The sequence below is a fragment of the Vibrio sp. 10N.261.55.A7 genome (assembly GCF_002877365.1).
Taxonomy (GTDB): domain Bacteria; phylum Pseudomonadota; class Gammaproteobacteria; order Enterobacterales; family Vibrionaceae; genus Vibrio.
Map to the genome: position 1 here is coordinate 1 of NZ_MCWZ01000317.1, position 17,940 is coordinate 17,940.

The 17,940-nt window shown below is 44.6% G+C and carries 20 protein-coding genes and 1 other RNA gene; 13 read left to right on the forward strand and 8 right to left on the reverse strand.

The annotated features are described in order from the left end of the window. Positions 1-153: 153 nt before the first annotated feature. From rpiA to zapA, 4 genes are all read right to left on the reverse strand, one after another. Positions 154-810, reverse strand: a complete 657-nt coding sequence (gene rpiA / locus BCU12_RS19520; RefSeq protein WP_102405922.1) for a ribose-5-phosphate isomerase RpiA — start codon at positions 808-810, stop codon at positions 154-156. A 75-nt stretch (positions 811-885) separates the two neighbouring features. Then, the gene (locus BCU12_RS19525; RefSeq protein WP_102405923.1) at positions 886-1,476 is read right to left on the reverse strand and encodes a 5-formyltetrahydrofolate cyclo-ligase; all 591 of its coding nucleotides are present in this window, start codon (positions 1,474-1,476) and stop codon (positions 886-888) included. 33 nt (positions 1,477-1,509) lie between these two features. Further along, a non-coding RNA gene (ssrS, locus tag BCU12_RS19530) (6S RNA) lies at positions 1,510-1,694 on the reverse strand. A 63-nt stretch (positions 1,695-1,757) separates the two neighbouring features. Next, on the reverse strand, positions 1,758-2,063 hold the full coding sequence (gene zapA, locus BCU12_RS19535; protein ID WP_102405924.1) for a cell division protein ZapA: 306 nt from the start codon (positions 2,061-2,063) through the stop codon (positions 1,758-1,760). Positions 2,064-2,341: 278 nt separating this feature from the next. Between zapA and BCU12_RS19545 the strand changes: the two genes are divergently transcribed. From BCU12_RS19545 to BCU12_RS19555, 3 genes are read left to right on the forward strand one after another with little or no spacing between them, the layout of a single operon-like run. Continuing rightward, positions 2,342-2,920 (forward strand): YecA family protein, encoded by a 579-nt coding sequence (locus tag BCU12_RS19545; RefSeq protein ID WP_102405926.1) that lies wholly within the window; start codon positions 2,342-2,344, stop codon positions 2,918-2,920. Positions 2,921-2,964: 44 nt separating this feature from the next. Then, positions 2,965-4,143 (forward strand): 2-octaprenyl-6-methoxyphenyl hydroxylase, encoded by a 1,179-nt coding sequence (gene ubiH, locus BCU12_RS19550; protein ID WP_102405927.1) that lies wholly within the window; start codon positions 2,965-2,967, stop codon positions 4,141-4,143. Between the two features lie 37 nt (positions 4,144-4,180). Next, a complete protein-coding gene (locus tag BCU12_RS19555; protein ID WP_102405928.1) occupies positions 4,181-5,407 on the forward strand; it encodes an FAD-dependent 2-octaprenylphenol hydroxylase in 1,227 nt (408 codons plus the stop codon). 87 nt (positions 5,408-5,494) lie between these two features. On the opposite strand, the gene BCU12_RS19560 is transcribed toward BCU12_RS19555, so the two are convergent. The 3 genes from BCU12_RS19560 to ygfZ form a co-directional block, all read right to left on the reverse strand. Beyond that, positions 5,495-5,701 carry a DUF1107 domain-containing protein gene (locus tag BCU12_RS19560; protein WP_102405929.1) on the reverse strand — a complete coding sequence of 69 codons (207 nt, stop codon included), beginning with the start codon at positions 5,699-5,701 and terminating at the stop codon, positions 5,495-5,497. 587 nt (positions 5,702-6,288) lie between these two features. After that, a complete protein-coding gene (locus BCU12_RS19565) occupies positions 6,289-6,777 on the reverse strand; it encodes a YbaK/EbsC family protein (RefSeq protein ID WP_102405930.1) in 489 nt (162 codons plus the stop codon). Beyond that, positions 6,770-7,741 carry a tRNA-modifying protein YgfZ gene (gene ygfZ, locus BCU12_RS19570; RefSeq protein ID WP_102405931.1) on the reverse strand — a complete coding sequence of 324 codons (972 nt, stop codon included), beginning with the start codon at positions 7,739-7,741 and terminating at the stop codon, positions 6,770-6,772. The genes BCU12_RS19565 and ygfZ overlap by 8 nt, the downstream gene beginning before the upstream one ends. Before the next feature lie 221 nt (positions 7,742-7,962). Between ygfZ and BCU12_RS19575 the strand changes: the two genes are divergently transcribed. Both BCU12_RS19575 and BCU12_RS23545 read left to right on the forward strand, forming a co-directional pair. Next, positions 7,963-8,223, forward strand: a complete 261-nt coding sequence (locus BCU12_RS19575) for a succinate dehydrogenase assembly factor 2 (RefSeq protein ID WP_102405932.1) — start codon at positions 7,963-7,965, stop codon at positions 8,221-8,223. Beyond that, complete coding sequence (locus tag BCU12_RS23545; RefSeq protein ID WP_133153898.1) at positions 8,192-8,611, forward strand: protein YgfX; 420 nt, start codon at positions 8,192-8,194, stop codon at positions 8,609-8,611. Before BCU12_RS19575 ends, BCU12_RS23545 begins: the two co-directional genes overlap by 32 nt. Positions 8,612-8,665: 54 nt before the next feature. Here BCU12_RS23545 and nadB read toward each other — a convergent pair whose 3' ends face one another. Next, the gene (gene nadB / locus BCU12_RS19580; protein WP_102405933.1) at positions 8,666-10,285 is read right to left on the reverse strand and encodes an L-aspartate oxidase; all 1,620 of its coding nucleotides are present in this window, start codon (positions 10,283-10,285) and stop codon (positions 8,666-8,668) included. A 342-nt stretch (positions 10,286-10,627) separates the two neighbouring features. Between nadB and rpoE the strand changes: the two genes are divergently transcribed. The 8 genes from rpoE to era all read left to right on the forward strand — a co-directional run bounded on the left by rpoE (position 10,628) and on the right by era (position 17,882). Then, positions 10,628-11,206 carry an RNA polymerase sigma factor RpoE gene (rpoE, locus tag BCU12_RS19585; protein WP_102405934.1) on the forward strand — a complete coding sequence of 193 codons (579 nt, stop codon included), beginning with the start codon at positions 10,628-10,630 and terminating at the stop codon, positions 11,204-11,206. A 25-nt stretch (positions 11,207-11,231) separates the two neighbouring features. After that, entirely contained in the window at positions 11,232-11,858 is a 627-nt protein-coding gene (locus BCU12_RS19590) for an RseA family anti-sigma factor (RefSeq protein WP_102405935.1), read from the forward strand. Continuing rightward, positions 11,855-12,826, forward strand: coding sequence for a sigma-E factor regulatory protein RseB (rseB, locus tag BCU12_RS19595; RefSeq protein WP_102405936.1), 972 nt, complete (start codon positions 11,855-11,857; stop codon positions 12,824-12,826). The genes BCU12_RS19590 and rseB overlap by 4 nt, the downstream gene beginning before the upstream one ends. Next, on the forward strand, positions 12,823-13,317 hold the full coding sequence (locus tag BCU12_RS19600) for a SoxR reducing system RseC family protein (protein WP_102405937.1): 495 nt from the start codon (positions 12,823-12,825) through the stop codon (positions 13,315-13,317). The genes rseB and BCU12_RS19600 overlap by 4 nt, the downstream gene beginning before the upstream one ends. A 97-nt stretch (positions 13,318-13,414) precedes the next feature. After that, positions 13,415-15,208, forward strand: a complete 1,794-nt coding sequence (lepA, locus tag BCU12_RS19605; protein WP_102405938.1) for a translation elongation factor 4 — start codon at positions 13,415-13,417, stop codon at positions 15,206-15,208. Positions 15,209-15,297: 89 nt separating this feature from the next. Beyond that, positions 15,298-16,194 (forward strand): signal peptidase I, encoded by an 897-nt coding sequence (gene lepB / locus BCU12_RS19610; protein ID WP_102405939.1) that lies wholly within the window; start codon positions 15,298-15,300, stop codon positions 16,192-16,194. 37 nt (positions 16,195-16,231) lie between these two features. Then, positions 16,232-16,915 carry a ribonuclease III gene (rnc, locus tag BCU12_RS19615; protein WP_102405940.1) on the forward strand — a complete coding sequence of 228 codons (684 nt, stop codon included), beginning with the start codon at positions 16,232-16,234 and terminating at the stop codon, positions 16,913-16,915. Positions 16,916-16,919: 4 nt separating this feature from the next. Continuing rightward, entirely contained in the window at positions 16,920-17,882 is a 963-nt protein-coding gene (era, locus tag BCU12_RS19620) for a GTPase Era (RefSeq protein WP_102405992.1), read from the forward strand. Positions 17,883-17,940: the final 58 nt, after the last annotated feature.

Sequence of the window (17,940 nt, forward strand, 5' to 3'; positions counted from 1 at the left end):
GTGCGTCTTCTGTTCAATAAAGTAACAAATAAATTTGCTTTTGGGTAAGAAAATTACGGAATAAGCCATAATAATATTGTGAAAACTATAAAAAACGGCACCTACAGGTACCGTTTGTAATCAAATGACAGAAAGTGTCTTTCTTTTTATCGATTATTCTTCGATTTTGGCACCTTCTGGTGTGCCAGTGATGACAGCATCAGCGCCACGAGCAGCAAATAAACCGACAGTCACGACACCGGCAATTGCGTTGATGGTTTTTTCTAGCTCTTTAGGCTCTGTGATAGCCATATCATGAACATCTAGGATGTCACAGCCGTTATCTGTCACGACACCTTCACGGTAAACAGGGTTACCGCCAAGCTTAGCTAATTCACGTGTAACGTAAGCGCGTGACATTGGAATGACTTCAACAGGAAGTGGGAACTTGCCTAATACGTCAACCGCTTTCGTGCCATCTACAATACAAATAAACTTGTCTGAGATAGCCGCTACGATTTTTTCACGAGTCAGCGCCGCGCCGCCACCTTTGATCATGTCACGACTCGCATTGATCTCGTCAGCACCATCAACGTAGACATCCAGTTTTTCGACATCATTACAATCAAAGACTTCAATGCCGAGTTCGATCAGCTTTTCTGTTGACGCTTCAGAGCTTGATACCGCCCCTTTAATGTCGCCTTTAATTGAACCAAGAGCATCGATGAAGTGGTTAACAGTAGAGCCTGTACCTACGCCTACAATACTGCCTTTTTCTACGTACTTAAGAGCGGCCCAACCGGCTGCTTTTTTCATTTCATCTTGAGTCATGCTCATCTCCTGCTAGAAGTTAATGCCAATGGTTAACGTGAATGGTTAATGCGGCGCGATTATAACGGTATTGGTCTAAGATTCCCAATGCCATACTCTGCTTGGCGTCACTATTTTTGGTAGTGGAACGTCCCAAGCTTCACTGGGAAGCGCTTCAACATGTTGACAGTCGTGAGCTAAGCCAATTGGTATTGCCCCTTCTTTATGCTTAAACCAGGCTTCTAGTGTACGGTCGTAGTAACCACCACCCATTCCCAAGCGTTGGCCTGTGGAATCAAATGCCACTAGTGGCGTGCAAATCAGATCAAGTTCCGCTACCGGTTTGACTAGGGTTTGATTGAGCTTCGGCTCGATGATTTGATACTTATTTAGGACGACGGGTGTATCAGGGGTGTAGTGCAGGAAGAGCAATTGTCCTTTGGAAAAAGGGTGTAGCACAGGCAGGTACACGGCTTTTCCTTGCGCCCACAGCCATTCAATCAGAGGTGTTGTATTGACTTCACCATCTGTTGATAGGTAGATAGCAATATGGTTAGCGGAGGAAAGTTCAGGAATCGTCGAAAATTGTCGAACCAAGTCAAGCCCTGCTTGGTGCTGGGTATCGGCTTGGAGTTGGTTACGTCTTTCACGGATCTGTGAACGTATCGCTTGTCGAGATAAGGTCATATGTCCGCCTGTCATCATAGCGGGTATCGAATAGGATACCCCAGAGTGCCGTTGAGGATTGTGGCCCTTGAACCATCTGGTTCAAGGCGGGTCAGCAAGGGTGACCGTAGGCTTCTCGGTACGAGCCGAGCTTGCTCAATAGTCATCGAATACTAATCCTAGGGTATTGCTTATCGGCTCAGGGACTTAAATCCTGCTGACGCACACTCCAGGGTAAAACGGGTACAGTTTAAACGGTTGTCGTTTACTGTTGGTAAAGTAAAGTGTATCAGTATTTCCAGTTACTGACCTTGATTAACTTTGCTTAATGCATCATCTAATGACGCAGAGAGAAGTTCCATTCTCTCGGTAAGTTGGGATTGCTGAGATTGATCATCTTTGTTCTTACTGTGCAGCTCATAGCAAATGTTGAGTGCGGCAAAGGTAAGTAATTGAACTTCATTGGTGACTTTCGTACGTTCAGCCAATTCTGCCAAACGGTTATCAAGATCTTGGGCAGCATGCTGCAATGACTCTTCTTGCCCATCAGGACAATTGACACGAGTGAGCTTACCTAAAATTTTAACGTCTACCGCTTGATTACTCATTATGGTTCAACTCTATTTTCACATTTCCTAATCTAGGATGGCCGAATTCACGATCTCGCAAAACGATGGTTGTTGTGATCATTGCCACCGAGTCGGAAACTATAGAAAAAGCGTCCATAACATTCAAGCTTTTCCCGCAACCGTAGAAGAAAACGAGTACTGAGAACACAGATATTGGGCAAATTGTATAAAAGCCCGCCATATTATGTTTATCAACGTTTTCGCTCAGTGAGTGAGATGTTAGGATGTCGAATAATCTATGAATACTGGGTTTTACCATGAGCAAAACAACACTACCTGAATACCTTTCAAGTGCAATAGAATTACAGTCTGCTGCGTTAGCCGTTACTCCTGCAGAGCTGCATGGCTTGTTGACAGGCATGATCAGTGGTGGACTTTCCCTTAATGATAATAGCTGGCAGCCACTTATTTTTGATTACACCAATGATGGAATGGGGTGGCCTGAACGTGCACTGCAGGTGGCACAATCTATCTTCGATGCAACGTCTAAAGAGTTAGTTGGCACGGACTTAGAGTTGTCATTGCTGCTTCCCGATCAAGAAGCCAGTGCCAGCGTGTTTGATTTGGCCGATGGCCTAAGTGATTGGATTAATCATTTTATCTCAGGTTTAGGGTTGGCTGGTGCAACGCTGAACAAGGTGTCGCCTGACACGAAAGAAGCCTTGGGCGATCTCGAAGAAATGGCGAGACTGGGCATTGATGAAGATGATGATCTTGAAGAGCAGGCTTTGCTATTAGAGCAGGTCATTGAGCATGTGAAAGTTTGTGTGTTGACTATTCATACAGAACTTGGTGTTAAAGCTGATAAAGCGGAAGAGAAGCCAACGCTACACTAAATGCTACAAACAAGAGAACCGTCAAACATTAGAGAGCTGAATCAATGAAGAAGTATGATGTGATTATCGCTGGTGGCGCAATGGCTGGTGCAACCTTAGCTTTAGCCATAAGGGAGTTAAGTCAGCAGACATTGTCCATTGCCGTTGTAGAGGCTTACCAAGTCGATCATCATGCCCATCCTGGGTTCGACTCTCGCTCTATTGCCCTTTCTGCAGGCACGGTGGCGATCTTAAAAAAACTGAATTTGTGGTCATCGATAGAACCCGTCGCGACCGCCATTGATCATATTCACGTGTCAGACCAAACTCATTTGGGCATTACGAACATAAACAAGCAAGCGCTCGGCATTGATGCATTGGGTTATGTTGTCGAACTTGCTGATATTGGCGAAATCTACCAAGGCAAGATGGATGCGGATTCTGGCATCGAATTGTTGTGCCCCGACTCAGTTACTCACATTAGTCGAGAACCAGAACTGGTGACAGTAGAGCTAGACAGTGGGCAATCCATTCAAGGCAAGTTACTTGTTGCGGCTGATGGGGCGATGTCGACTTGCTGTGAGCAAATTGGCATTGAAATGCTCGAGCATGATTTTGAACAGTCTGCTGTGATTGCGAATGTGGTGAGTAGCGAGCCTCATAATCATCAAGCTTTTGAGCGTTTTACGAAGTACGGCCCTCTCGCTTTATTGCCAATGAGCGATAATCGATTGTCGTTGGTTTGGTGCCTTTCGCCTGATCTTGTGACGCAAGTTTTGTCGATGGACGACGATGAGTTTTTACTTGAGTTGCAAAGTGAGTTTGGCTGGAGACTAGGGCAGTTAACGAAAGTTGGCAGCCGAGCGACCTATCCATTGCTATTGCGTTACAGAAGCCAAAACATCTCGCATCGCTTTGCTATTGTCGGTAATGCCGCTCAAACTTTACACCCAATCGCGGGACAAGGTTTTAATCTTGGCATTCGGGACGTAGCGAGTTTGGCTGAAGAGATCGCCTTTTCTTCTGAAGACCCAGGAAGCTATGAGACGTTAGTGGCCTACAGGAAACGACGTGAGAATGATCGTGAAGACACCATTTCAATGACATCTCAGCTAGTACATACGTTTTCCAATGATTTACTCTCTATGAGAGTGGGGCGAAACCTAGCGCTGGTCGCAATGGATAACCTTCCTGTTTTAAAAACGCCTTTACTGCGAAGAACATTAGGCATTGTTCAGAGGTAAACACCGTGAGCAATGAAATAAAAAGGATAACAAGAACATGATGCAAAGCGTCGATATCGCAATTGTTGGTGGTGGCATGGTTGGTCTGGCTCTCGCTGCTGCTTTTAAAGAGACAGATTTACGAATTGCCGTTATTGAAGGACATCGGCCTGATGAAAACTTGAAAGACCTGCCCGATGTGAGAGTGTCGGCGTTGAGTCGTTCAAGTGAAACTATTTTGAAGAATGTGGGTGCGTGGCAAGGTATTGAGCAGCGTCGACTTTCCCCCTATGTAGGAATGGAAGTATGGGAGCAAGACAGCTTTGCCCGAATTGAGTTTGAAGCAAAGCAGCACGCTCAGCCTAACTTAGGACACATTGTTGAAAACCGAGTCATTCAGCTCTCACTCCTTGAAAAAGTGAAGCAGCAGTCGAATGTCTCTCTGTTTATGCCTAATACCTGTTTGAGTATTGCTGTCGGTGAGAGTGAAGCGTGGTTATCTCTTGATAATGGCCAATCATTGACGGCAAAACTCGTTGTAGGCGCTGATGGCGCTAATTCGTGGGTAAGGAATCAACTTGATATTCCATTGACGCACTGGGATTACGGCCACAGTGCAATCGTCGCGAACATCAAAACAGTAGAGTCCCATGAATCGACCGCGAGACAGATCTTCACACCACTAGGCCCATTGGCGTTCCTGCCAATGTCAGAACCCAATATGAGTTCAATCGTATGGTCTACAGAACCTACTCGTGCTGAACAGCTAATTAAGATGTCTGACGCAGAGTTTAATAAGTCATTAACCGCTGAATTTGATCACCGCTTGGGTTTATGTGAAGTGGTGGGTGAGCGTTCATCTTTCCCACTTCGAATGCGTTACGCTCGTGATTTCGCTCTCGATAGAATTGCTTTGGTTGGTGATGCAGCACATACGATTCACCCGCTTGCTGGGCAAGGCGTGAATCTTGGGTTGTTAGACGCTGCGAGCTTGGCGCAAGAAATCAATCAACTTTGGCGACAAGGTGAAGATATAGGCAGCAAGCGAAACCTGCGTAGCTATGAACGCTGGCGAAAAGCAGAGGCGGCGAAAATGATAGCGTCGATGCAAGGCTTTAAAGATTTGTTTGAAGGTGATAACCCTGCGAAAAAATTGCTTCGTGGTATTGGAATGCAATTAACTGGTCAAATCCCAGGAGCGAAAGACGAGATAATGAAGCGTGCGCTTGGATTAAAAGGCAACCTTCCAGAGCTAGCTAAGGCGAATCACAGCGAATTTGTCTAGCTCGTCAGCTCTGAGCGCATTAGAACTAAAAAGGGTTGGCAATTTGCCAACCCTTTATCTTTAAGCCTATTTTTTTAAGTGCAAGTTTTAAGCACAAACACAGCGCAGTCTTTTAATTTCTAGATTCACTTCTTTAACTGCCTGAAAGTGACGATTATCAGCACGTTCTGGCAGGATGAGTTTTCCGTTATCAAACTCAAACTTTCCTACGCCATAAATGTAAATTTTCCCTTTAAAAAGCCTACTAACATGTTTGGCAATCATACTCGGCGTATAGCGCTTAAACAGTCTCATATTCTTATATCCTTATTATTCTTCCTAGCACCGCGAATTATATAAATCCCCCACTGATATTGTTGTGATAAGACGAGGGGATTATGCAGATAAACCAACTCAATTGGATATTTGTGCTGCTCTAAGCAGATATGAAGACAAATATCCGACTTAGCGTGATGGATTCCTCAAAGTTAATGCAAGTCTGATTTTCTATTGTTCAATTTTTCCACGTATGGTGCTGGAAAATTGTGACACTTTTAAGAATAGCGTGATTATATTTAATTGTGTTAATTTTTTGTAAATAGAAAATGTAATTTACTATGAATAGTGAGTGAGGAATGGAGGGTAAAAAAAGCCCGCTCATAATTGGCGGGCGAATAGTCACAGATGCATTACACAAAAAGTGGATGTCCTGAAACAATCAGTGGATTCACTTTTTTGTTGGGAAGGAGTAAAGCGACCATTGGGCTGCCTCAATTTCAACCAACATCCATACTCTACTGTATAAAATTACTGGTGACTATTTATGTTTTTATTTTGAATATTAATTCTTTTGATTAGAGCACTAATTACGATGTAGATCATATGTGCCTGCAATGGAATGGTTAGTTTTCTTTATTTCTGCGACATATGTCCGCCACGAAAGGATTGCAAAGGGTGATGAGGTCTTGGCAGCTTAAACTGATCCCTAACATAGGGTCACCACTACTGATCGTAATCGTGGTTTCTTTTAAAAGGCGAGAATCGAAAAAGATAGGCATTGTGCTTTTGAGTAGTAGCGGGTTTACGGTACCTGCCTGATAGCCTGTGACAGACTCTATTTCATTTCGTGCAACGCACGTCATTCGCCGACAATTGAGTAAAGATCGCACGCGTTTAGGATCAACACTTTTGTCTCCGGGCAAACAAGCAAGAGCGTATTGATTACCCATATCGCGTAACACGATACTTTTCACCATCTGAGAAGGTCGAACACCACGCTGCCGTGCTGTTTCTTCGATGGTTATCGTCGGCTGTGTTTGATGCAGCAAATGATAGTCTATTTGCTGCGAGTCAAGGTATTCCGTTACGGGTGTCGCCAGTGCTTTACTCATCGTCTAATGAGTATGGTAACGCTTGTAGGGACCAGTTGTATTCAGGTTGATCTTTAAGACGAAGTTGGGTGTCGCTGTCGAGATCTTTAGAGCCTATGATGAGCCCGATCGCTCGGTCGTTACCAAATTGGTAATAACTGAGTAAATCACCGGCTGAACGCCAGTTTTCCCCTACGGCTCTCTCTAGGGACACAGAGTCAAAAGAAGACAGCGCCTTTGAGGTTGAACCCGATACGATATACATGACGCGTTTGTTCATGCCTCTGTATTTGGCGCGTGCGACCGTTTCTTGGCCAGTGTAACAGCCTTTAGAAAAACTAATGCCACCAAGAGCTTGTAGGTTGAGTGCTTGCGGAATATGAGTGTTTTGTTGTGAACTATCAACGTAGGGCAGGGCGGACTCTATATCAAACCGAGTCCAAATATCTTCGGCTACGGTTTGTGCGTCAGCCTGTGAGATGAGTTCCTCAGCCGACTCTGATGAGACAAGCAGCACCCAACGCTGACTGTCCACTTTAACAGCAGTGCCTCCAGTGATTATTCTAACATCGCCAGTGTCATCACTGAGTGTATCGATCCACGCCTGTGCTTCACTGCCAATGACACCGAGAGTGATATCTTGGCTTTGCTGTATCTCAACTTTTGCGAAGATAGCGTATTTCTTGAGTTCTGTTAGTTCGGTGTCAATCGCGCTTAAAGGTTGAATCATCGCGTAGCCATCATTGTGATGAAACAGGCGGAATATACTCCAAACCTTGCCTTTGGCATCACAGTGAGCCCCAAAGGTTGATTGGTCGCTATTTAGCCCAACCACATCACAGGTGACTTGCCCTTGCAGGTAAGACTTCTTGTCGTCGCCGCTCATTGTAATCGCTCCCCAAGCGCTTAAATGAGTTAACATTAATGATGGAAGCGAACTCTCTGGAGAGATTGAAAGTGAAGTAAATTGTTGCTGCCAGTCCATGTTACCGTCCTAAGTACAATGATTAAGGGAGAGTGTGACCTATGTTAATCGTTAAGGCTTGCATAATTCAAGGAATAGCCTGATTTCCTTTGTGTGTGCGGATGACACACGATTGCCGTTCTGTGTATTTTTATTGAAGTAGCGGATTGTGACTCGGTTACTAGTCGCGGTTTGTTGAGATTGTTACACTCTGGCTAGGATTACACAGTAGGGAACAATTCATGTACACCACAGAACAAAAAGCACGTGTTAAGTGGGCTTGCCGTCGAGGAATGCTAGAGCTTGACGTGGTCATTATGCCTTTTTTTGAAGAGTGCTTTGAGTCGCTAAATAGCTCAGAACAACAAGATTTCGTTTCTTTGCTTGAGTGCGATGACCCAGACTTGTTTACATGGGTGATGGGACACGGTCGTAGCGAAAATTTGGGTCATGCATCCATGGTAGACAAAATTGTCGCACATAACCTCTCTAAGGTTCGTTAACGCTTCGGCTAGCACCTCTTTTTATGCCACCGCCATTAATTTCAGCCTACTGACATTTATGGTGGTGTTTCTTGTAAGCGCATCACTTCCTTTGCTTGTTTCTTCTTCCTTAATTGCCCTTTCTCTCATTATATTTCATCGATATCGCTTTTTGCCTGAACCCATGGTTGGAGCCATCGTAATAAGCGATGAAGGTGTATTGGATTACCAAGGGAGCAAGTGTCTAGTTAAGTTTTCATCTTTCAATACAGCATACATTGGCGTCATACTGACCCTGACGGATAATAGACGACTCATATTGTGGCGAGATAGTGTGACAGATGATGAGTATCGAAAGTTGTTAGTACAATTGAGAAGTATCGATACAACACCGGATGAGAAAATGTAAAAGAGCACCGCTACTTTCATAGCGGTGCTCCTTATATTTACGTAAGAAAGCGGGTTATTGAGTGCTGTTCTTTTTGGGTGTCAATATGGTTGCGCCACTGTCTTTGGCTAGCTCTGGATAGTCTAACGTGTAGTGGAGACCTCGGCTTTCTTTACGCTGCATCGCACAACGAACCATTAATTCGGCAACTTGTAGCAGGTTACGCAATTCCAAAAGATTGTTTGAAACCTTAAAGTGGCTGTAATATTCGTGGGTTTCTTGTTGCAGCAACTGGATGCGTCGCAGTGCTCTTTCAAGTCGCTTATCTGTACGAACTATTCCCATGTAATCCCACATGAACAAGCGCAACTCGTGCCAGTTATGCTGTATAACAACCTCTTCATCAGAGTTAGTCACCTGACTTTCATCCCAAGCAGGCAGCGTGGGAGGAAGCTCTGCTTCGCTCATTTTCTCGATGATGTGGTTTGCGGCCGATCTCGCATAGACGACACACTCAAGTAAAGAGTTCGATGCCATTCTATTCGCACCGTGAAGGCCTGTAGAGCTGACCTCGCCAATGGCGTAAAGCTGAGATAAGTCGGTTTTACCATTCTGATCAACAATGACACCACCACAGGTATAATGCGCGGCAGGTACGATGGGAATGGGTTCCTTGGTCATATCTATGCCTAGGTCTTGAAGGCGCATATGAATGGTAGGGAAGTGCTTCTCAATAAAGTCGGCTGGTTTATGGCTAATATCTAGGTACATACAGTCTGCACCTAAACGTTTCATTTCGAAATCTATCGCTCTTGCGACAACATCTCTAGGGGCAAGCTCACCACGCTCATCAAAGTCTTTCATAAAGCGAGTGCCATCAGGACGCTTTAAATAAGCGCCTTCACCACGAAGCGCTTCCGTTAGCAGGAAGTTTCGAGCCTCAGGGTGGAACAAACACGTTGGATGGAATTGATTGAATTCTAAGTTAGCCACACGACAACCCGCACGCCAAGCCATCGCAATGCCATCGCCAGAAGAAACATCAGGGTTCGACGTGTATTGATAAACCTTTGAAGCGCCACCGGTCGCTAATACGACAAATTTACTGCGGACAGTCTCAACGTGTTCTTTGTTTCGGTTCCAGATGTAAGCACCAACAATCTTATCTTTATTGCCGCCCACTTTATCTTCAGTAATGAGGTCTAGCGTATTGTGTCGCTCAAGGATTTCAATGTTCGGATGGTTCTGCACATTGGTTTGCAGCGAGGTTTGCATCGCCATGCCCGTTGCGTCAGCAGCATGCAGAATACGACGGTGACTATGACCGCCTTCACGTGTGAGGTGATAGCGAGGTTTTTCATCGGTGTCATCGTCTTCGCGATCAAACGGGACTCCACCATCGATCAACCACTGAACACACTCTTTGGCATTTTCAGCAATGAATCGTACGGTTTCTTCGTCACAGATGCCTGCGCCAGCTATTAAGGTGTCTTGAACGTGTGACTCGATGCTATCTGATTCATCGAATACCGCAGCTATACCACCTTGAGCATAGTAAGTCGCGCCTTCGCTAATAGGTCCCTTACTTAGCAAAATGACTTTCCCATGCTCAGCAACGCGTAAGGCTAAAGATAAACCTGCTGCACCACTTCCTACCACTAATACATCACATTGATGTTCACGGTTTGCATTCATAAAACTATTAAAATCCCGAACTGTATAGAGTCATCCAACTCTTCACTTTAACGCGCTTTCTTGCGCTAGATTCTGTTCATCTTATCACTACAGTAAATGCAAATCCTTGTAAATGCGATTGCAATTGATGTACATCAGCTTCAATATTGAAACCAGACAAGTGACGAGCACATCACACTGTAGTGGATTAATGTTTTTTCTTTTAAGAAAATTTTGAACTTTCTTTTTCCTACTGAGTCACAATAGTGCTCATGTAGACAGTGGTGTCAATACTACAATGTGCATCAATACAGCTTGTACCTGAGAAGGTAAGAGCAAATAACAATAGGAGTACACGCTCGAATGAACGAGCAGCTAACCGATCAAGTCTTGATTGAGCGAGTTCAGAGTGGAGATAAGCAAGCATTTAATCTGTTGGTATTAAGATATCAAAATAAAGTATGCAATCTTATTTCTCGGTATGTGAGCAATTCTGGAGATGTCGCTGATGTTGCCCAAGAGGCGTTCATCAAAGCGTATCGTGCTTTACCCACCTTTCGTGGAGAGAGTGCGTTTTATACATGGCTATACCGTATTGCTGTTAATACTGCTAAAAATCACATTGTTGCGCAGAGCCGAAGACCGCCAGCCACCGATGTCGATGCAGAAGACGCTGAATACTATGAAACAGGCAGTGCTTTAAAAGAAATATCGAACCCTGAGAACTTAACGTTGTCCAAAGAATTGAAACAAGTAGTTTTTAGCGCGATAGAAGCATTACCTGAAGATTTAAAAACCGCGATGACCCTACGAGAGCTTGATGGCTTGAGTTATGAAGAAATCGCAGAAGTAATGGATTGCCCCGTAGGAACAATACGCTCGCGTATATTCCGTGCTCGTGAAGCGGTGGAAAAGAAAATAAAACCTCTTTTGCAGCGCTAGTACTAGTAATTAAATGGTGAAAAGAATGGCTGACCAAGAAAAACTTTCAGCACTCATGGATGGAGAAGTTGTCGATAAAGCTCTGATCTCAGAGATAGAAATTGACCAAGAATCCCTAGATACCTGGAAGAATTATCATTTAATTGGTGATGTAATGCGTGGTGACACGCCGAAGGTAGAAGAGTGGAATATTGCTGGAAGTGTTGCATTAGCTCTAGAAAATGAGCCAACGCACCGCTTAGTAGATAGCAACAATACTTCGAGCAGCAATGTTTCAGAGTTAGCAACACAGAGAATCGAAGCTCAACCGACACCGAAACAGGCGAAGCGTCATTTGCCTGAGTGGATGACTCAGTTTGGACAAGTCGCGGTTGCCGCGTGTGTTTCACTGGCCGTAATACTAGGTGTTCAACAATATGGCGGTGCAGAGTCGTCTTCTGTTGACCAATTACCTGTATTGCAAACGGTTCCTTTATCGGGAAGCGCTGAACCAGTGAGCTTGAGTCGAGACTCAGTAGAAAAACCTAACCAAAGTGTCAACGTTCAAGAGCAGCGTCGCCGCGTAAATGCTATGCTTCTCGATTATGAGTTGCAGCTAAGGCTGAACAGTGATGGTTCAGATAGCGACACGATTGAATCGGTAATTGAATGAAAAAAATCCTGATCAGTGCTCTGACGCTGCTCAGTTTGAATGTACATAGTGCCTCTGTAGAGCCGTCGCCTGCAGAGGCCTTGTTGCATCAAATGAATGAAGCAAGTCAGCAGTTAAATTACGAACTTTCCTATATCCTTATCAAGAAAAATAGCATTGAACCTTTGCTATATAGACACGCGCGAAATGAATCTCAACAACTTGCCCATCTTGTTTATTTGAGTGGTCCCGTTCGTGAGGTGATCCGTCGTGGTGATGAGGTCAGTTATATTGAACCTGGTGTTGAACCTTTTACCATTGAGTCCGGTAATATGGTTGCCCCAACCATCCCACTATTGAACACTGATATTGACTCATTAACGAGCAACTATGATTTCATCACAGTCGGTCGCGCTCGAGAGGCGGGTACGGCTTGTCAGGTGATAAGAGTCGTGCCAAAAGATGGCCTTAGATATTCGTATGTGCTTTGGGTTGATGAAGAGAATAAGCTTCCACTGAGGGCTGATTTGGTCGATCGGGACGGTGAAGTCTTAGAGCAGTACCGAACAATCTCTTACTCAATAAACGATCAGGTTGAAGATGTATTGGTTGGCTTGAATGACGTTGAGTTACCTGAAGTCCTTTCTCTGCCTAAAGGGAATGTAAAGCAGACATTCTGGAGTATTGACTGGATCCCTAATGGATTTGAACCCAAAGAACTCAATCGCTATAGAATGGCCGTGACAGAGCGCATGGTTGAAAGCCAAATGTACACAGATGGGCTGTTTACTTTCTCAGTTTATGTGTCTGACAGTGATGACAACTCATTGAAGGGGCAGTTAGTTCGACAAGGTCGCCGGACATTGCATAGTTTTGTTAAGGGTAACTCTGAGGTCTCTATTGTTGGTGATATTCCACCGGCAACAGCAAAGCGTATTGCCCAGTCGATTACGTTTGATAAAAATTTGGTTGAGGCTATTTCTCAATGATGACGGCACTGGCGACGGTTTCCGCTGTTCATTCGCGCAAGGATGATTTTTTGCTCGATTTAAGCTGTGAACAGAAAACCAGCTGTTCGAGCTGTGCGTCGCAGAAAAGTTGCAGCACGGGTGTTGTAAGCAAAGCTGTCGGGGCTAAATCTCTATTTTGGAGTGTCGCTAGCCCGAAATCTATCTCTGCTGGACAAGTTGTTGAAATTGGCTTTCCGGAAAAAACGCTGCTGCAATCTGCTGTCATTGTGTACATTCTTCCCATCGTTTTTTTGATGCTAGGTGCAGCTGCGGCTCAAGCGCTGTTTGTGACTCACCTTCAACTTGGTGAGCTGAGTGTTATAGCTAGTGCCTTTCTCAGTGCTTACATTGGCTTTCGTATTGCCAAACACAAAGCATCTCAATTAGAACAAGCCTCTGAGCAGCAGGTGGTTTTACTTCGCGTGCTGGGCGAGCCAATCATTCAAAGCTCAAATAAGGGTGCGAATTGAGTAGAAATTGGGTAGAATCTGCCAACTTGATTGAATTGCAGGCTTAAGCCGCGTTCATATTATCCCTTTTTGCAACGAGTTTAGTCACCCCAAGCCTATGAAGCACATTCGTAATTTTTCGATCATCGCCCATATCGACCACGGTAAGTCGACCCTATCTGACCGTCTAATCCAAGTTTGTGGTGGATTAAGCGAGCGTGAAATGGACGCTCAAGTTCTGGATTCTATGGATATAGAACGTGAACGTGGTATCACCATTAAAGCTCAGAGTGTGACACTCGACTACAAAGCTCAAGATGGTGAAACTTACCAGCTTAACTTTATCGACACGCCTGGACACGTAGACTTCTCTTATGAAGTATCTCGCTCACTCGCTGCGTGTGAAGGTGCATTATTAGTCGTTGATGCTGGCCAGGGAGTAGAAGCTCAGACACTCGCTAACTGTTACACGGCGATCGAAATGGACTTGGAAGTGGTGCCAATCTTAAACAAGATTGACTTACCCGCTGCTGATCCTGAGCGTGTATCTGAAGAAATCGAAGAGATCGTTGGTATCGACGCAATGGAAGCAACGCGTTGTTCAGCAAAGACTGGTCTTGGTGTTGACGAAGTTTTAGAAACGATTGTTAAGCAAATCCCGCCGCCGGAAGGTGATCCAGACGCACCTACTCAAGCACTGATTATTGATTCATGGTTTGATAATTACCTCGGTGTTGTTTCTCTAGTGCGTATTAAAAACGGTACGTTGAAGAAGAACGATAAGATTAAGGTAATGAGCACGGATCAAGTTTGGGGTATTGACCGCATTGGTATCTTTACGCCGAAACAAATCGATACCGATGTCTTGAAGACTGGCGAAGTAGGTTGGGTTGTTTGTGGTATTAAAGACATTCTTGGCGCACCTGTTGGCGATACATTAACGCTAGCAAAAGGCGGCAGTGAAGAGCGTCTACCTGGTTTCCAAAAGGTGAAACCTCAGGTTTATGCCGGTTTATTCCCTGTATCGTCTGATGACTATGAGAACTTCCGTGATGCACTAGGCAAACTTAGCCTTAATGATGCGTCACTGTTTTATGAACCAGAAAGCTCTGCTGCACTTGGCTTTGGTTTCCGTTGTGGTTTCCTTGGTATGCTGCACATGGAGATCATCCAAGAGCGTCTTGAGCGTGAATACGATCTCGATCTTATAACTACAGCACCAACGGTAGTTTATGAAGTTGAATTGAATAATGGTGAATTGTTGTATGTTGATAGCCCATCAAAGCTACCTGCAACCAATGATTTAGAAGAGATTCGTGAGCCAATTGCCCGTTGTAATATTCTTGTTCCGGCTGATTACTTAGGTAACGTTATTACTCTTTGTATCGAGAAGCGTGGTATTCAGGTGGATATGGTCTATCACGGAAATCAAGTGGCACTAACATATGACGTTCCAATGTCAGAAGTGGTTTTAGACTTCTTTGACCGCTTAAAATCAACGTCTCGTGGCTATGCTTCATTGGATTACAATTTCCACCGTTACGAAGCATCCAACATGGTTCGTGTTGATGTACTGATCAACGGTGACAGAGTCGATGCATTGGCGATCATTACTCACCATGCGAATGCGCAGAGTCGTGGCCGTCTGTTGGTGGAGAAAATGAAAGAGTTCATCCCTCGCCAGATGTTCGATATCGCGATTCAAGCGGCTATTGGCGGACATATTATTGCGCGTTCTACGGTTAAGCAGCTGCGTAAAAACGTAATTGCTAAGTGTTACGGTGGTGATATTAGCCGTAAGAAAAAGCTATTGAAGAAACAGAAAGAAGGTAAGAAACGCATGAAGCAGATCGGTAACGTTGAACTGCCTCAAGAAGCGTTCTTAGCGATTCTTCACGTAGGCAAAGATTAATACACTTAGCTTTCATGGCTTAGGTGTAACACTATTAAGTGAAAGGGTTTCGGCTCTTTCACTTTCGTATTTTTAGATAAGGGAAGCTAATGGCAAATACATTTTCACTGATTCTTGTCATCGTAACATTGGTGACTGGAATTGTCTGGGCGTTAGAGAAGTGGGTTTGGGCAAAACAGCGTCAACAGAAAGTCGCTGATGCTGAAGCACAGACCAATGGTTTGGACGCCGTGACGATCGAAAAAATGCAGACTCAGCCTTGGTGGATTGAGAATAGTGTGTCTATCTTCCCAGTGATTGCCTTTGTTTTAGTGCTGCGCTCTTTTATCTATGAGCCGTTTCAGATTCCTTCAGGCTCTATGATGCCGACATTGTTGGTGGGCGACTTCATACTAGTAGAAAAATACGCATACGGATTAAAAGACCCAGTGTGGCGCAGTCAGTTAGTTGAAACAGGTAAGCCAGAGCGTGGCGATGTTGCGGTATTCAAATACCCACCTCAGCCAAGCATAGATTACATTAAGCGTGTCGTCGGTATGCCTGGAGACACTGTTCGTTATAATGCGAAGAAAGAGATTTGTATTCGTCCTCAAGGGGAAGCGAACTGTGAACAAGTGAGCTTATCTAACGTTGAAGAGAGTGAATTTGTACAAAATGGTATTCCATTGATTCAACTTGACGAGAAGTTAGGTGAGATGAAACATCAGATTTTGGTCAACCCGCTACGACAAGATCGCAGAGAAGCGTACCAGCCGCGTGCTGGCGTGGGTGAATGGGTTGTACCACAAGGTCAGTACTTTGTGATGGGTGACAACCGTGACAACAGTGCTGATAGCCGCTACTGGGGCTTTGTTCCAGAAGAAAATCTAGTCGGAAAAGCCGTAGGCATTTGGATTAGCTTTGAGTTTGAACGTGGTGCTGACAGTGTACTGCCTTCATGGATTCCAACTGGCGTACGTTTCAGTCGCGTCGGTGGTATTAACTAGTCCAACGTAAAGTTGGACCTAATCAAATCGAGAGAGTATGAATTCTCTAATTGAAAAGCTACAAAGAAAGATCGGCTATCAGTTTAATGATGCCGATCATTTAGATTTAGCACTTACCCATAGAAGTGCGCATGGTAAACACAATGAACGTCTTGAGTTTCTGGGCGATTCAATTTTAAGTTTTGTGATTGCAGATGATCTTTATCATCGTTTTCCTAAGGTCAACGAAGGCGACATGAGCCGCATGCGTGCCACCTTAGTTCGAGGTCATACATTGGCTGAATTAGGCCGTGAATTTGAACTTGGAGATTACTTAAAATTAGGTCCAGGTGAGTTGAAGAGTGGCGGATTCCGTCGTGACTCTATTCTCGCTGATGCAGTAGAAGCTATCATTGGTGCCATATACTTAGACAGTGATACAGAAACCATTCGTGGCATTATTCTTAGTTGGTATAAGACCCGTTTAGATGCCATTGAACCGGGCGTATCGCAAAAAGACCCTAAAACTCGCCTTCAAGAATTTCTACAAGGTAGAAGAAAGCCACTGCCAGTCTATACAGTGACTAATATTAAAGGTGAAGCACATAACCAAGAGTTTACGGTTTCGTGTGAAGTGGCAGGCCTAGGACAGCCTGTTATTGGAAAAGGCACTAGTCGTCGCAAAGCAGAACAAGCGGCCGCTGGCACAGCATTAGAGCTGGTAACCAATGGCGGAAAATAAACCAATGGCTGATAACGAATTTGATATTGATGCGTATTTTGCATCAGACGCGAAACCAAGCGCACCCGAAGATCAACACTGTGGCTTTATTGCCATAGTTGGCCGCCCTAATGTTGGTAAATCAACACTGTTGAACCACATTCTTGGACAGAAGATCTCGATTACGTCTCGCAAACCACAGACCACGCGTCACCGTATCATGGGCGTGGAGACTGAAGGCGAATACCAAGCGATTTACGTGGACACGCCAGGGCTTCATATTGAAGAAAAGCGTGCGATTAACCGCTTGATGAACCGTGCGGCAAACAGCTCGTTGAGTGATGTTAACTTAGTCTTTTTCCTTGTTGATGGTACGCATTGGACTGATGACGATGAAATGGTACTGAACAAGTTACGCAAGGCAAACTTCCCAGTTGTATTGTGTATTAACAAGGTCGACAACGTTCAGGATCGCAACGACGTAATGCAGCATATGATGCAAGTTTCGTCCAAGATGGACTTCCTTGATGTTGTGCCTATTTCAGCGAAGCATGGTAAGAACATTGATGTGCTGCGTAAGCACGTCCGTGAACATTTACCTAAAGCAACGCATCACTTCCCTGAAGAGTACGTGACTGACCGTTCACAGCGCTTTATGGCCTCTGAGATCATTCGTGAAAAGCTGATGCGCTTCACTGGTGATGAGCTTCCTTATTCAGTGACGGTTGAGATCGAGCGATTCGATTACAATCCCGACAATGATGGTTTCCATATTAATGCTCTAATTCTGGTAGAGCGTTCGGGCCAAAAGAAAATGGTGATCGGTAAAGGTGGTGATAAGATCAAAACCATCGGTCGCGAAGCTCGATTGGACATGGAAGAGTTATTTGGTCGCAAGGTTTACCTCGAAACTTGGGTAAAAGTGAAATCGGGTTGGGCGGATGATGAGCGAGCGTTACGTTCACTTGGTTACATTGACGACCTGTAACACGATTTGTTTTTAATAAAGAAAAGAGAGAGTATTAACTCTCTCTTTTTTTATCTTT